We start from the raw sequence: 14,625 nt of genomic DNA on the forward strand, positions 1-14,625 counted from the left end.
CGGCCATCGACGTACCCGTTACGAAGTCATCTTCCAGCCCCCGCTGTGGCGCCTCGGCCTGATGCACAACAGCCGCATCTTCCAGGGCCAGAGTACCGAGGTCATTATCCGAACCCTGCTGGAAGAGCGGGGCATCGTGGATACGATCTTCGATCTGAAACGCGCTCCGGAGGAACGGGAATACTGCGTCCAGCACCGGGAAAGCGACCTGGCCTTTATCGAGAGGCTGGCCGCCGAGGAAGGCTGGCATTACCGGTACCAGCACGGCAGTGTGGATGCGGAAGAGCAACCGGCGTTGGTCTTCGCCGATCACCACGGCGATGCCCCGAAGCTGGAGCCGGCCCCCTACAACGGTCGGGCGGGTGGCAGTACCCGGCAATCCTGTATCTTCCGCTTCAAGTACCAGGAACGCGTCCGCGCCGCGTCCGTGGCCCTCAAGGACTACACCTTCAAAAATCCCGCCTACGCCTTGATGCACGAGCAGGGCGCGGCCGACCTGAACCACCGCGAAGACTACCAGCACTACGACTACCCCGGCCGCTACAAGGCCGATGCCAGTGGCCAGCCCTTCACCCAAGCCCGCCTGGACGCCCTGAGAAACGATGCCTCCGCCGGCCACGGCGAAAGCAACCGGCCTGATTTCACCCCCGGCGTCAAACTCTCGCTCACTGAGCACGACAACCAGGCCCTGAACCGGGAATGGTTACTCACTGCCGCCACGCACACCGGCAAGCAGCCCCAGGCCCTGGAAGAGGAGGGCGGCCAGGAACCGACCACCTACCATAACTTCTTCAACGCGGTGCCCGCGGACAGAACCTGGCGACAGAGAACAGACCACAAGCCAATCATGGACGGCCCCCAGATCGCCATTGTGACCGGCCCGGAAGGCGAGGAAATCCACTGCGACGAATACGGCCGGGTAAAGGTGCGGTTTCCGTGGGACCGCTATTCAAACAACGATGAGCACAGCAGCGCCTGGCTCCGCATCAGTCAGGGCTGGGCCGGTGGCCAATACGGTTTCATGGCACTACCCCGCATCGGCCACGAAGTCATCGTCAGTTTTCTGGATGGCGATCCGGACCAACCCATCATCACCGGCCGCACCTACCACGCCATCAATCAGCCCCCGTACGAACTACCGGCGCACAAGACCCGCACCACCCTGAAAACCAAGACCCACAAGGGCGAGGGCAGCAACGAACTGCGCTTCGAGGACGAGGCCGGAGAAGAGCAAGTCTACATTCACGCCCAGCAAGATCTGGACCTGCTCATCCAGCACAACCGCACCGAGGTCATCAAAAACGACAGTCACCTGACTGTGGAAAACAACTGTCACAGTCACACCAAAGGCTCAAGCCATCACACTGTGGACGGCGAAAAACGCGAACAGACCGGTAAAGACCACAGCCTTAGGGTTACCGGTACCCTTCACCTGAAAGCCGGCACCGCCTGGCTCAGCGAGTCCGGCACCGAATTGCACATCAGGGCCGGTCAGAAGGCAGTGATTGAGGCCGGTGCCGAGATCACGCTCAAGGCCGGGGGCAGTTTTGTGAAGATCGACCCCGGTGGCGTTGCCATGGGGGGCGCGGCTATCAGGATGAATGCCGGTGGCTCGCCAGGCAAAGGTAGTGGGCAAAAGGTCCGGATGGCGGAGATGCCGGAAGTGGTCAGGGAACAAGGGATCGTGGTGGCACCCGCTCGGTTTGCCGATGCTAGTCAGCGATCGGACGCGGCTGCCTCTCCCAGCTTCAGGACTGCTCTGTTGACGGCAGCTTCGGAAAGAGCGCCAGCGCAGCAACGTTGCCAGAAAAAACTCGACGGAACCTGCGATGTCCGCAACTGCCCCTGCACCAGCCATGTGTGAAATGCTGTCGGGTTTCCGGCAAATGCTTGATCGTCATCGGATTGCCCGGGACCAAGGTTGCCTGCTGATCATTGATGCCGCGAGGTATGAAGAGGGGGAGGTGCTCCGGCAGATTTATACCCTGGACGATGATCCGGATTGGTGCTGGCTGTTTAATCAAACGCCATTTGAGCGCTACAGGGACGCCGGTCCCATTGTGGTGGCGACCACTTCCGACAGCTTGCTCTGTCAGCATGCCGTCACCGGATGGGCGGCGGACGAAGCAGTGCTGGTGCTTGTGTCCGGCCGGGAACCGGGTGCGGCATTGGCCGGTTTCCGACAAAGCCTGATGGTTCAGCTGGAGCATTACGGACCGTGTTTTCTGCGCCCCTACGACAACCGATTCCTTGAGAGGATGGCCGCATGCCGGCCTGAAGCGCTCGTCAGCCTGACTGGAAAAGGGGATCTGCTGATCTGGAGTATTGATCGCGGAGGCGGGGTTGATTGGTCGAGTACGGTCGGTCTCAAGGAAGACTTCCGTGGCCTGAACCATGAGCAGGATGCCGCCTTTGAACGGCTCTTGACCTCGGTGCACGGGTTTTCCCGCTAATTGTAAGGATCGGCCTGCGCAGGATGTGCGGGCCTGAAGGAAAGGAACTTCAACAATGTCAGCCATTAAGGCACCACCCTGTGCACCGTCCAGTACGTTCTGGCTGGAACTGACCGGAGAGCAGTCTCTCGCAGGCCATCACTACTGCCTCCATGAGCGGAATGGCGATCAGGTGGAAGTGATTCCCATGGAACCGTGTGCGGACCGGCGCGGCCGAATGGGCCCCATCATTGCTGGCCACCTGGAAGCATCCGGAAAGCGTTCACTTGTGCTGGAACTTCAGGGTGAAAGCAAAAAGGTCGTGATTCCGGTAATCGAGAGTGAGGAATTTGGCCCGCAGGCTCTGAAACCGCCTCAACGGGAATACCAGGACAACCTGATGGTTTCCGTTCATCCGACGCTGTTTTGCGATGCCGGCGAGCTGACCCGGAATCGTCCGGTCAGCGGCTTTGATGAAGTCATCCCGGCGCCCATGCGCACTGGTTGGATCTATGTCTTTTTCCGTGGCCGACTGTGGCGTGAAGGGTCCGTCATGACCCTAGAGGATGGAGCGCCGGTCATGCGTGACACCGATCTCGTCAAAGTCCGCGAGAGTGATTCGGATCGAGCGAACGACCGTGTGCCGGTCGGACCGGAAATCGACGTGATCCATGTGCCGGCTCGACTGCTCGGGTGTGATGTATGGGATGAGGTGCAGCTGGCGTTCAGCGAGACCCAGTGGTCCTGGCATTATGTCCGGGCCCTGGAGGAGGATCAGTCACTTCGTAATCAGCGATGCCGTGACGCCCGAGCGGTTCGGGCATTCCTGGGACGTCATCCGGGGCACCCCGGAACGGACTGGTGCCGGTTGGATGACATGTCTCCGATGCGCTCTCGAGAGCATGCGATCGAGCACGACCACACCTGCCCCGGACACTGGTTGTGCGATGTGGATGGCCAGGAAGCGGGCGCGGCCCAGCAGACGTTGGTGGCACAACGAGACGCCATTGAGTCGGACGACGCGAGCGTCGACGCCGACTATTTCATTGAGACGCCTTCCCTGTTTCCGAGTTGGCGTCGAGCCCATCTCCGGGGCGCAAGGCTTCCGGACATTACCGAAGGTACCGATGCGTTCGAATCGCTCCGGGATCGTCATCTACTCACCCTTCACCTGAGGGATCCCGTTCAGGCTGCCCGACATCTGGTGGGGCAGGTCAATGCCTCCCTCGCGTTATTGCTGGCCCTGGTGGATAACGTCAAGAAACGGCCCTTCGGTGTCACGGCGGAGCTGTTCCACAACAACTTCCGGCGCAGTGTGCTTCCCGACGGCAGAGACAATCCGCTGTACATCGACGGTGGCTGGTTTGACAACCGGCTGGACGACAGCGAGGAGGGCCGTCTCTGTCGAACGATGTATGACGTTGAACGCAGGGCAATCCGCGAGTTTGTGAAAGAGGCACAGGCGGCGATTGTCCGCATGCTCGAGAATACTCAATCGGAGAGCCTGACCGCGGTGCTCCGTGACCTGTTTGCCCTTGAGTCTGGCAATGCTGTCGCCGGTTTCTACCAGACGGTGCCCATCCTTCAGGTGCTGTCGTTGCCCGCGGATCGCATTGATCCTCTGCTGTTGCCCCAGGAAGTTGACGAGGAGGCGGGGCAGAGTGCTGAAATGCTGGCGCTCCGCATCGCCCGGGGTGAGCACCCGGTGGGGGCAATGTTGCTGCCATTCGATAACTATCGGCAGGAATGCCAGATTGGCGATGCCACCGCTGAAACCCTCCGGGCCATGGTTGCTGCCCTGGAAGACCGAAGCCAGAGCCTGCGGGTGCTTGAGGGCAACGTTATACGGGAACTGGTCGATCATCAGGCACAAAGCCGGGCGCCAGATACCGCCGCGGTCCTCGCTGCGACAAGATCTGTGAGCAATGCTTTTACTGGCATTGCTGGCGGCGTAGCCCAATGGTGGCTGGGTACGATCCAGAAAGAACTCCAGCAGAAAGGCGCCACATTCAGTGCGGAAGTCAGCCGGATTCAGGGAGCTTTTGAAGGTTTTGCCCAGGCGGCGATTCCAGGCCGCACCCGGGTCCAGCTGGAAGGCACGGAAGAAGGTCGTGCGTTCGTGGTGCTCGATGTTGTGGATGAAAGCGGTCAGACCCTGACTTCCGGGGCGGCGGTGGGAGCGTCCCTGAGGCTGGCGGAGGCTGACGCTTTTGATGGTACGGTCAAGGACCAAAGGGTACGGCACTGGCTGCATCAGAGTACCACCAGTCCGGTGGGGTTGCCGGGGATTTTGGTGGTGTTTGATTTGTGGAATTTGGGGATGGCGTTTGGCTCACTGAACGCTCCGAATTCCCGGAATGTAATGGGCTTTCTCAGTGCTGCTGCAGATCTGGGAGTGAGTGCTGCGCAACTTATTGCTTTGGTCCCAAACCAACCCCGGAGACTTGCACTCGAAGTCTCGAAATGGAAAACGGAAGCGAGATGGTTTTCCAGTCTTGCAGAGCAATTTGGTACGAACGACCGTTTGGCCAATTCAGTTGTGCGTAATCACGTCGAAGCCGGCGGTTGGCTGGCCGGTATGTTCACCACTGCACTGATCCTTAGTGACGCCGTGACTTCATTTCTGCATCAGCGCTGGGGAACCGGAGCGGCTCAGGTAATCCAGGCGTCTGGTGTGGCCACGACGACCAGCGCGGATATTATTGCAGCGCGAATTTTAACTCCTGCAGGTCGCAGAGCCGTTGAAAGGTCATCGGTTAAGGCTGTTCAAGCCGCATTGGGGCGGTTGATACCTGCGGCTGCGAGCTGGGGAGGCACGGTAGCATCGGGTTATGTTACGGCATTGGGGTTTGCAACCTATGTCTTGGGAGAGGCCGCCTGCTATCGACTTAAAGATGATGCTGTCAGTCAATGGCTCAGGGCCGGCCCCTTTTCGGGCGACCTGAAGGAAAGGGATGACGCGTTTGAGAATGAGGGAGTTGCCTATATCGAACTGATCAAGGCGATGACTCCCGTGGCTCTTCGACGTATTGAAAACGAGCGAATGTCCGAATGGCTGAATGCTCATAGGCTAAACGCATGGGAGGGGTATGCACAGAGTGTCCTGACCTTTGCCAGTCCCGCCCTGGCGATAACCGGTGAGCCCGCCGACATTGAGCTGGATATCGTCTTTGAACAGGAGTTGTATCGAATCCTCGGCCCAAATCCGGCTGGCGGCTGGCAAACCGAGACCCTGGCCACTCGCTCTGGTCGAATTGGCCGTGGCATTGAGGAGCGTTACGACGCTGTTCGTCAGGCTATCGACTTCCTGATAGCTGACACTCAGTTGTCGGATTTGAGACCCAGAGGACGTTATGAGCGGCTAACTACTCGCTACCGCGTCGAGCGATTGTCGCTCACCTTTACCCTGAATGTCTGGCATCGAGAAACACAGAAATACACAACCCGGAGAGTGACCCACACGATGGAGGACCTGGATGTCGAGTGGCAAAAGTAGTTTGGCGGAGCAAGTAGAAGGGTATAGCGATGATGCCTTCAGATCCGATGCCATCCCGTTACAAAAGCCACTTGAAGATCCCGGTGGTTTTGCCAAGGCATTGGAAGGCGGAGACTTCATAGAGCGTCTGGCTTGGGGGCATTACTCTGGTCTGGACATTCATTTAAAACCCAGCTCGGTTGGGATCTACCAGAAAAGAGCAAAGGGTAACGGAGCAACTCGCCTGGCAGGTCCAAAGTGGACGCATCAAGTCATGCCAACGGACTTTATCAAAACCCGGTGGCAGCTTTTACTGATGTTCGCAGGCGGTTTCGCTGATTACTACATGTTCGGGTTCTGGATGTTCTGTGCCATTGCCACTTTTTTAGCTGCGGCGATTCAGGCCGGCATTGTGGCTGCGTTCATCAACGCCACGTCTCCGATAATAGCCATTGTGTGTCTCCACCTCTTCTTCCGTTACCCCTTCACCTGGTTCCTGGAACGCCACCCCGACTTCATCGTCAAGGACCTGGGCTGCGGTTTCTTTCGCCCGACCGGGATGGTGAAGTTCCGTACCTGGCGCGAGGAAACCTTCGAGGCGCCGTTTATCGAGTTTGATCCCTACATTTCGTTTCATGTGAACCCCAAAGGCCCTACCAGCTGCAAGCTCCAGCTGCGTCACCGGTATAGCGGGTGGCAGACCGCTGTGACGTCTGTGCACTCCACCCTCAAGCATGAACTCTATGCCCACTGGGACGAGCTGCAACGTTATATGGATGTGAGCCAGCCCCTGCCTGATATTCCGGCTCTGGAACCCTATCGGCACCTGGATCCCACCACCGCCGAGTACGATGCCGCCGGCAATCGTGGCCGCCCGGCAGACTACTGGGCCACGCTGGACCTTGAGTGGTGGGAGAAGGAAGGCTATCCCGCCCATCTCAACGCCATCCGGGAATTCCCGTGGCACCAGCTCAGGGACCGAATGCAGGACAGTGTCCCGAACCTGAACGCCGGAGCCATGGTGTGAGGTGTATAGCGACCCTGATACTGCTTCTGGTGTTTGTTGCCGGTCACGCCTATCCGGAACCTCGCCCCCTGCCACTGGCGAATGTCTACCAGAAGGGCGTCAATCTCGCCGACTACTGGGTCAGTGAAAAGCTTGATGGGGTTCGGGCTTACTGGGATGGCGAAAAGCTTTGGTCCCGGGGCGGGCATGTGTATCAAGCCCCGAATTGGTTCACCGAGGATTTTCCGACGCATCCGCTCGATGGTGAGCTGTGGCTGGGGCGGGGACGGTTTGCCGAGCTCTCGGGCATTGTTCGAACCGCCAGGCCGGATGAGGCGAGCTGGCGACAGGTTGCCTTCCACGTTTTCGATTATCCGTCGCCAAATATCCCGTTTTCCAAACGCTACGAGAAACTGAAGCGGCTGGTCGAGGCCACAGAGTCAGATTATCTCCGACTGGTGGAGCAGAAACCGATATCCGGTCACGAGGCTCTGATCGCAGAGTTGAACAGGATCGTGGCGGCCGGCGGTGAAGGGCTGATGCTCAAACGCAAGGCCAGCCGCTACCTGGCAGGGAGATCGGATGATCTGTTGAAAGTGAAAACCTTCCAGGATTCCGAGGCTGTGGTCGTGGATCACATCAAGGGACAGGGCAAATACGAGGGGCTGCTGGGCTCGCTGCTGGTGGAGTTACCGGACGGTCGCCGGTTCCGAATCGGTACCGGGTTCTCGGACGATGAGCGGGCCAACCCGCCGCAACCGGGGCAGCTGATCACCTTCAAGCATCACGGCTACACGGCGACCGGGCTTCCCCGCTTTGCCAGCTTTCTGAGAGTCCGCCAGGACGAGCCGGAAGCAGCCCCCACACAGTGATGTTGACCAGCGTCAAGATGGTGGTGACCAGGGTTTCATAGACTGAATACAAGAACCTTAGTTCACCCTGGCAGGAGCCAACCATGTCCCTTGAAAAGCACGATCTGATCCACGAGTTGCCCGAATCCCGCGAAGCGATCCACCAGCTGAAAACAGGCAGCACGCACTTCGCCAAACTGTTCGACGAGTACCACGAGCTGGACCATGAAATTCATCGCATCGAGAGCGGGGCGGAGAATACTTCGGATGACTACCTTGAAGACCAGAAGAAGCAGCGTCTGCACCTGAAGGATCAACTTTACTCAATGATCCGGGAGTATGAGGCTTCTTTGGCCAGCTGAGCCCCTTTTGTTCTCCGCATCAAAAGTGTCAGAAAAATATACAGCTCTTTGCTGCCAGCATCCCCGATGATTTTACTTCGGGAAAGCTTTCAGGCGCTTAGAGAGCTGGCACTGAATATGCTGAACTTCTACGGTCCCCCGATCCTATCCCCGGGAGGTGGTCGTTATGGTTCGGCGCTTCTTTGCTTTCCCCCGCCACGCCCGCGTATTGACGTGTGCTACTGGATTGTTCCTCACCCTGTTTCTGGTGCTGGCCCTTTTGCCATTGCGTGCGTCTGGCGCCGAGCTACTGGTGTCGCTCTCATCGGATCGAAGCTCGCCCCAGAGCCTTGAGACAGCGCCGCTACAGGGCCAGGTCTATATTTTTGTGGCCGATGCCAATGCGGTGGATCAGGTTCGGTTCTATCTCGATGGGACTCTCGTCAAGACTGAAAACCGCATTCCCTGGGACTTTGCCGGCACTACTCCGGATGATTTGGCCTATGCCTACGACACCCGTGACCTGGTGGATGGCAACTACCAGGTCAGTGCCGAGCTTTACCAGGGTGGTTCGGTGGTACAGACCCTTCAGGGGCTGATGCAGGTTGCCAACCAGCCGCCACCGGAGCCGGGCGGCGAGGCCGGGCAGCTGCATACCGGTTGGCAAGGCGATCCTTCCGGATCGCTGGCAGTGATGTGGTTCTCGCCGCTTGCGGGAACCCCGGCTACGGTGAGCTACCGTCGGGCTGGTGAGAGTGCCTGGGAGCAGGCCAGTGGTACGGTCAGTCACTCCACAGCTGATGGTCAGTATCTGTTGGTCAACCTTGAGGGACTGCTTGCTGATACGCGTTACGAGTTTCGTGCGGCGCTTGCCCCGGATGTTTGGAGTCGGGTATACGAAAGTTATACAGCACCGGCACCGGGCCCCGCGGACTTTGATGCAATTTTTGTCGCCGATACCGGTCTGGTCGGTCGTCTTGACGGGCTGGCAACCGGAACTGAGCAAGTGATTCTGGAAATTGCCCGGCGCAATCCGCGCTTGGTGCTTTTGGGCGGTGACTACGCCTATTTCAATACCGATAAGCGCTATGTCACCCTTGAGCGCTCTATTGCCGCCTGGTTTGACCAGATGTCGGCAATCGCCAGCCAAAGCCCGATGATGCCGACCTATGGCAACCATGAAGTGCTTTTAGGGGAGGGCTTTGATACCTGGGTTAATTACTTTGTGACGCCCGAGGGCTGGAACGGTCGTCGGATGTACAGCTTTGATGCCGGTGAGGCCCATTTTGTATCAATCTTCGGACTGAATGAGTACGAGCAACTCCCGCAGGATGCGCTGGACTGGTTGAGCGCCGATCTGGCAGCTGCCAGAGGCCGGGGGCAGCGCTGGCTGGTGCCTTATCTGCACGCGGCCCCGTTCTCGGAGGGCACCAATCATCCCTCTGCCCTGCCACTTCGTGACCAGCTCGGGCCGATCTTTGAGGCTGCGGGTGTCCAGGTGGTGCTCACTGCCCACGATCAGTCCTATGAGCGAACCTATCCGCTGGTCAATGTGCCTGCCACAAACACGCCAACATCAGACAATCGCCATTGTTATGGCCCAGACGATGGTGTGAGCTGGCTGAAGGTTGCCCCCGGTGGCAAGCTCAGCAATATTTCGCAGGATTTCTCACCCTGGCGTACCTCGGAGCCACCTGCCTGGAGCGTGTTCCGGAACAATACGTTGCACCATTTTGCCCACCTTTCGGTAACGGCCACGGGCACGCTCGATGTGGATGTGTTCGGAGTTGCAGGCGATGGTTCTGAGCCGCTGCAGATAGACTGGGTCAGGTATTCTTTCAATGGCTGTGCGCCGGAGGTGGTGGCGCAGCCTCGGCAAGTCGCATTACTGGCCGAGCCGGGTGAAGTGGTCTCTGAAAGTCTGAGCGTAACCGGTGGTGATGGCGCTGCACTGGATTTCGAAATCAGTCAGGTCCCGGGCTGGTTGTCACTTTCGCAGGTCTCGGGAGTGACGCCGGCAAGTATAGAGTTAGTGGCAGATGCCTCCAGCTTGGCGGTCGGTGAGTACCGCGGCATCCTGCAGATCACTGCCGGGGAAGACAGTGCCACCTGGGTGCCGGTGGTGTTGCGGGTTGGCGCGTCCAGTTATGGACTTTGGGTGTCGAACAGCCCCGAGCGGGCGGGAGCCGTTCCCCTGGAAGGCGCCATATTGCAGGGTGAACAATATGTTTTCACCAGTCCGGATACCGACGTTAGCCAGGTGCGTTTTTACATGGACGATCCGACCGGCACCGGCGTTGTCACCAAAACCGAGAATGTGCCCCCGTTCGATCTGGCCGGCACAGCCGCCGATGATACCGCTTACCCCTATGACACCGGGACGCTGGCGGACGGTGGCCATGAACTTGGCGCTCGCCTCACCATTTCCGGGGGGCTTGAGGTTCTGGTGTCGGCCGGATTCATGGTGGCCAATGACGTCCCGCAGCTGGATGCCACCCCGGGCAGCGTTCTGTTCGGGCTAACGCCGCCTCAGTCACTGGCCCAGCAGGATGTCCTGGTACAGATGACCGATGGCAGTAACCCGAGCTACAGCGCGCGCAGTACGGCGGCCTGGCTTGGCGTAGAGCCCGCTATCGGAGAGCTACCCGAAACTCTCGTTCTGACTGCCGATGCCTCGGCGCTTTCCCCCGGCCAGTACCAGGCGGATGTAGTGATTGAAGCAGGGACCGGAGAGCAACTGACCGTTCCGGTCAGTCTCGTCTATGACCAACCCTCTCTATACACCCTGGCGGTATCGCTGGCGGCGGACCGGAGCAATGCGGTGCCGCTTGACGGCTCAAGCCTGAGCGGTGAGGTGTACATCTTTGTGCCTGACATTGACGGCATGAAGAGAGTAGAGTTCTATCTGGATGATCCGGACCGACTGGGCAGCCCGATCAAGGTGGAAAACCGTGCCCCCTGGGATTTTGCGGGAACGGATACCAAGCCTCCGCGCGATGCCTACCCATTCAGCCTTGAGGGATTGGCTGGCCAGCACGTCATTACCGCTGTGATCACGGACGCTGGTGGCGACGAAGTAGTGCATGGGGTATTTAACGTCAGTCCCTGAAGGGACTGACGTCCGATGGCCGTTACCGCACGTTCTCCAGCTCACCAAGCCGGTCAGTAAACAACCAGGGTGAGCTGGTTCACAATGATGGACCGGAATCTGATATCGGCAGCGCTTTTGTTACTCCCCGATGGAGTACATGCAATCCGGGCAGTACACGTTACCCAGTCGCAGGTGATAGCGTACGGTGACTCCGGCATCAATTTCATTGCCACAGCTGTCGCAGAGGGAGCCTACGTCGAGATTGACCTCGTCAAAACCGGAAACCGGTATCTCTATGTCACCGATTTTTCGGTTCCAGGGTTTGTCCTTGACGATATCGCTGCGGAAACTGTTTTCAAGCGCCCTCCAGCGCTCAACCAGCTGCTCCGGCAGCCCATGACGGCGCAGGCAATCCAGCATGATCGATTCGCGGTAGTCGAACAGTTCGTTGGAGATGACCATCCAGTGATGAGCATTGCGAGGACGGTCGCCAAAATAGACTTTCTCGCCAGTGAACTTTTGCCGCAGAAATAGAAACTGCTTTTCAATCGCACGTTTCATCGTGACGCCGTGGAAAAAAGGTGACAAGCGGGGATCCTCGTATACCCGGCTATAAAAGTCTTCGAGTATCGCCCTGAGCACTGACCCTTCCCCGAGTGCCTGCCACATTTCCGGATCCGGACTGTGGACGCCGCTTTCGGTTTCCTCCTCCGACGGAGTTGCGCACCTGTCTCTGCTGCGTTTCGGTCGAGCAGCAATCACCATATCGTCCACGGGACGGCATAGACAGGGGAGGAAGCAGCCCTCATCTTTTTTCTGGCTATCGAGCCCTTTCTGGGCTTCTTCCGAGAGACGTCCTTTTTCCGCGATGTGGATGCAGGCGTGGCAGGAACCCTTGCGGCAAGAAAATGGGAACTTGACTCCGTGCCTCAACATGGCCTCGAGAATCGTTTCGTCGCTCCTGCATTTATAGTCCTGACCCTGATATTCAATGGTATACATACAACACTGTCTCTTTCGGAACGTTCATGAAAGTCATTGCCGCTGCACGCGGCAATGACTTTCATCTCGCAACTAACTGAAACCAGATGGCTTAAAGGGCAGCTTCGACCTTTGGCAGAGCTGCGCGGGCCTTGGTCAGTACCATCCCGAGGTTTGCGGTCCGGCGACATACAAACGTTACCACGTGTTCCTGATTTGCCTTGCTGCGCATGAAGATGTGGATCAGGTTTTCGCTGTTAACGATGATTTCCTGGAAGTAGTGGAAGTCGTCCAGTGGAAGCCCGCGGGCTTTCTTGAACATATTCTCGATGGTGACCACGTTGGGGCCCTGGAACAGGTCGGCTGTGGCTGCAGCCAGCATTTCGAGAACTTCCTGAGGGTGGGAGTCTACCGTTTTTATACCCAACAGCATGCCGCTGGTAAGATCTACATAGCCGCCCGCGAGACACTCTGGGATCTCGGAAATGGACTTCTGAATGGCCTCTTCAAGACTCATCTGTGCATTCTCCTTTCTTATATACTGTTGTTATCGTTAGTTTGGTGGCTGTATCTCAAGACACCTGAACTGCTTGTGTTCGCCCGGCAAGAAACCGGGCGAACTGTTCCAGGAACTCCGCCTGGGCTTCCGACTGGACCCAGCGTGGTTCAATACGCCGAGCTGCTTCCAATGCGTCCAGTGCGTTGGCGCCTTCCCAGATCAGGTAGGCGGCCAGAATGGTTCCGGTCCTTCCAAGGCCTGCGCGACAGTGAACCGCCACCACTCCACCTGCGCTGTTGATTTGGTAAATCTTCTCGCACAGATCCAGCGCCTGTTCCTCACTGGGAGGGGCCATATCGGGAAACGGGGACCAGATATTCTCTATTCCGAACTTTGCGAGCGCCTCGACTTCGGGTGGCGTCGTGGTGAGGGTTATCAGGTTTGTAACACCGACCCGGCGCAAGGCCTTCAGGTCGTACTCAAGATCCTGGACGATGCCCGGCCGGGGGGTGCCGGCCAATTGCCCCTTTTGGAGCCAGACGAAACCCCGTGGCCCGAAACTGTCGCTTACATACTGTTTTGCCTTGGCCGGGATAACAGCGGGTCGAGGCGCCTCAGGGTCAAGACTTTCCGGATCTGTATCGGGATCAGGCAGGGAGCAGGATCCGGATCGAATGAACGCTCGCCCGGCCTCGGTTCCCGGCTTTATCAAAAACTCTTCGGTAGGTGTGACTTCCTGAATGTTGCCACCCGCCAGCAAAATAGTGTCGCCTGCGAGTTGTCGGGCGTGCCCCAGATTATGAAGAGCGACAATGATCGAGCGTTTCCGCCCTTCATCAGCGATGCACTCCAATAGTCGTTTCGCCTCCGGTTCGTTGAGCCCCGCGGTCGGCTCGTCCAGCATTAACAGTCGTGAGCCGGTTGCAGCCATGCGCATGATGGCCAGGTGCCGTTGGAGGGCAAGATCAAGATGGACTACCGGTTCGTCGATTCGTTCAACGAGTTCACTCAGGCCGGCCGACTCCAGAAGACGCATGGCGAGTTGCCGTTGCTGCAGAGGAGAAAGTCCCTGGCGTTCAGGAAGGTCATGGATGATGTTCTCCAGGACGCTGGACATCATCATCCGGGTATTTTGGGCCACAAGCGCCGGGCGCTCTCTGGTGGAAATCGGGTTGCCCAGATAGGTTGCCTCTCCCCAGGTCCTGAGGTTGGGGCTGGCATCGTTATAACCACTGAGGGTTCGGAGCAGCGTTGATTTTCCGGTACCGGCTGGCCCGAGGAGGATTGCCACCTGTCGGTCGGGGATATCCAGATCCAGGCTGACGAGGATGTTTTTTTCTCCGAAGCCGACGCCGAAACCTCGCAGGGATAAAACCGGAGGTGTGGAATCCGCCGAGTCGCCAGGCGTCATCGTTGAGCCCCCGGGTCCAGCATGGCCAGGAGCGCCTGTAGCATGATGGAGACGTCTGTCCTCTCACGGGCATCCACCTCAAAAACGGGAGCCTGAATGCCGAGCTCGGAGAGTCGGGTGTGATAAGAGTAAAGTCCCGGGCGGGGCTTGGTATCCATGCGGGTAACGCCTACAACCAGCGCGTTCTTTTTTATGAAAGTCTCGAAGGCGCGGACATAGAAGTCCAGATCAGCTAGTGGATCTTCGCGGTCATTATCGATCAGTATCACGATGCCCAGGCCGCCAATGGTGAGGATGTCCCACATAAATCTGAAACGTTCCTGCCCAGGGGTGCCGTAAAGGTGAACTTTCAAGCCTTCCCCGAGCTTCATTACGCCATAGTCCATGGCAACCGTTGTTGTCGCTTTTTGCTTGGCGACCTCGTCACTGGCCTTGCTTTCGGTACTGACAACCGGGATGTCACTGATGGAGCCGATGGCGGTGGTTTTGCCAGCACCGACCGGTCCGGTAAAGATAATTTTATGCTCCACTCCGTTCT

General features: G+C 58.2%; 11 protein-coding genes and 1 pseudogene. 7 read left to right on the top strand and 5 right to left on the bottom strand.

Going from position 1 to position 14,625, the window contains the following annotated elements; genetic code table 11:
* The 7 genes from ACESMW_RS05020 to ACESMW_RS05050 form a co-directional block, all read left to right on the top strand.
* Window positions 1–1,864: type VI secretion system Vgr family protein (locus ACESMW_RS05020; RefSeq protein ID WP_372985963.1), on the top strand; the 1,864-nt coding region annotated here is incomplete at its 5' end.
* Between the two features lie 22 nt (window positions 1,865–1,886).
* Window positions 1,887–2,453 (top strand): DUF4123 domain-containing protein, encoded by a 567-nt coding sequence (locus ACESMW_RS05025; RefSeq protein ID WP_372985964.1) that lies wholly within the window; start codon window positions 1,887–1,889, stop codon window positions 2,451–2,453.
* 55 nt (window positions 2,454–2,508) lie between these two features.
* Window positions 2,509–5,928: a hypothetical protein gene (locus ACESMW_RS05030; protein ID WP_372985965.1), complete on the top strand. Its 3,420-nt coding sequence runs from the start codon at window positions 2,509–2,511 to the stop codon at window positions 5,926–5,928.
* A 295-nt stretch (window positions 5,929–6,223) separates the two neighbouring features.
* On the top strand, window positions 6,224–6,934 hold the full coding sequence (locus ACESMW_RS05035; RefSeq protein ID WP_372985966.1) for a hypothetical protein: 711 nt from the start codon (window positions 6,224–6,226) through the stop codon (window positions 6,932–6,934).
* Entirely contained in the window at window positions 6,931–7,785 is an 855-nt protein-coding gene (locus ACESMW_RS05040) for a DNA ligase (RefSeq protein WP_372985967.1), read from the top strand. Before ACESMW_RS05035 ends, ACESMW_RS05040 begins: the two co-directional genes overlap by 4 nt.
* Before the next feature lie 83 nt (window positions 7,786–7,868).
* Complete coding sequence (locus ACESMW_RS05045) at window positions 7,869–8,126, top strand: YdcH family protein (RefSeq protein ID WP_372985968.1); 258 nt, start codon at window positions 7,869–7,871, stop codon at window positions 8,124–8,126.
* A 166-nt stretch (window positions 8,127–8,292) separates the two neighbouring features.
* On the top strand, window positions 8,293–11,214 hold the full coding sequence (locus tag ACESMW_RS05050; protein WP_372985969.1) for a fibronectin type III domain-containing protein: 2,922 nt from the start codon (window positions 8,293–8,295) through the stop codon (window positions 11,212–11,214).
* 120 nt (window positions 11,215–11,334) lie between these two features.
* Here ACESMW_RS05050 and ACESMW_RS05055 read toward each other — a convergent pair whose 3' ends face one another.
* The 5 genes and pseudogenes from ACESMW_RS05055 to ACESMW_RS05075 form a co-directional block, all read right to left on the bottom strand.
* Entirely contained in the window at window positions 11,335–11,865 is a 531-nt protein-coding gene (locus ACESMW_RS05055) for a group I truncated hemoglobin (protein WP_372986014.1), read from the bottom strand.
* 117 nt (window positions 11,866–11,982) lie between these two features.
* A pseudogene (locus ACESMW_RS05060) lies at window positions 11,983–12,198 on the bottom strand (2Fe-2S iron-sulfur cluster-binding protein); the annotation flags it as partial.
* Between the two features lie 91 nt (window positions 12,199–12,289).
* Window positions 12,290–12,694 carry a hypothetical protein gene (locus tag ACESMW_RS05065; RefSeq protein WP_372985970.1) on the bottom strand — a complete coding sequence of 135 codons (405 nt, stop codon included), beginning with the start codon at window positions 12,692–12,694 and terminating at the stop codon, window positions 12,290–12,292.
* 55 nt (window positions 12,695–12,749) lie between these two features.
* The gene (locus ACESMW_RS05070) at window positions 12,750–14,087 is read right to left on the bottom strand and encodes an ATP-binding cassette domain-containing protein (protein ID WP_372985971.1); all 1,338 of its coding nucleotides are present in this window, start codon (window positions 14,085–14,087) and stop codon (window positions 12,750–12,752) included.
* Entirely contained in the window at window positions 14,084–14,617 is a 534-nt protein-coding gene (locus ACESMW_RS05075; RefSeq protein WP_372985972.1) for a GTP-binding protein, read from the bottom strand. Before ACESMW_RS05075 ends, ACESMW_RS05070 begins: the two co-directional genes overlap by 4 nt.
* Between the last annotated feature and the right edge of the window lie 8 nt (window positions 14,618–14,625).

The sequence above is a fragment of the Marinobacter sp. genome (genome assembly GCF_041690455.1).
Lineage (GTDB): Bacteria > Pseudomonadota > Gammaproteobacteria > Pseudomonadales > Oleiphilaceae > Marinobacter.

Coding starts and splice junctions, on each gene's coding strand:
- ACESMW_RS05055 (WP_372986014.1), bottom strand. CDS start 11,865: ATGTGGCAGGCACTCGGGGAAGGGTCAGTGCTCAGGGCGATACTCGAA.
- ACESMW_RS05035 (WP_372985966.1), top strand. CDS start 6,224: ATGTTCGCAGGCGGTTTCGCTGATTACTACATGTTCGGGTTCTGGATG.
- ACESMW_RS05050 (WP_372985969.1), top strand. CDS start 8,293: ATGGTTCGGCGCTTCTTTGCTTTCCCCCGCCACGCCCGCGTATTGACG.
- ACESMW_RS05045 (WP_372985968.1), top strand. CDS start 7,869: ATGTCCCTTGAAAAGCACGATCTGATCCACGAGTTGCCCGAATCCCGC.
- ACESMW_RS05030 (WP_372985965.1), top strand. CDS start 2,509: ATGTCAGCCATTAAGGCACCACCCTGTGCACCGTCCAGTACGTTCTGG.
- ACESMW_RS05070 (WP_372985971.1), bottom strand. CDS start 14,087: ATGACGCCTGGCGACTCGGCGGATTCCACACCTCCGGTTTTATCCCTG.
- ACESMW_RS05065 (WP_372985970.1), bottom strand. CDS start 12,694: ATGAGTCTTGAAGAGGCCATTCAGAAGTCCATTTCCGAGATCCCAGAG.
- ACESMW_RS05025 (WP_372985964.1), top strand. CDS start 1,887: ATGCTTGATCGTCATCGGATTGCCCGGGACCAAGGTTGCCTGCTGATC.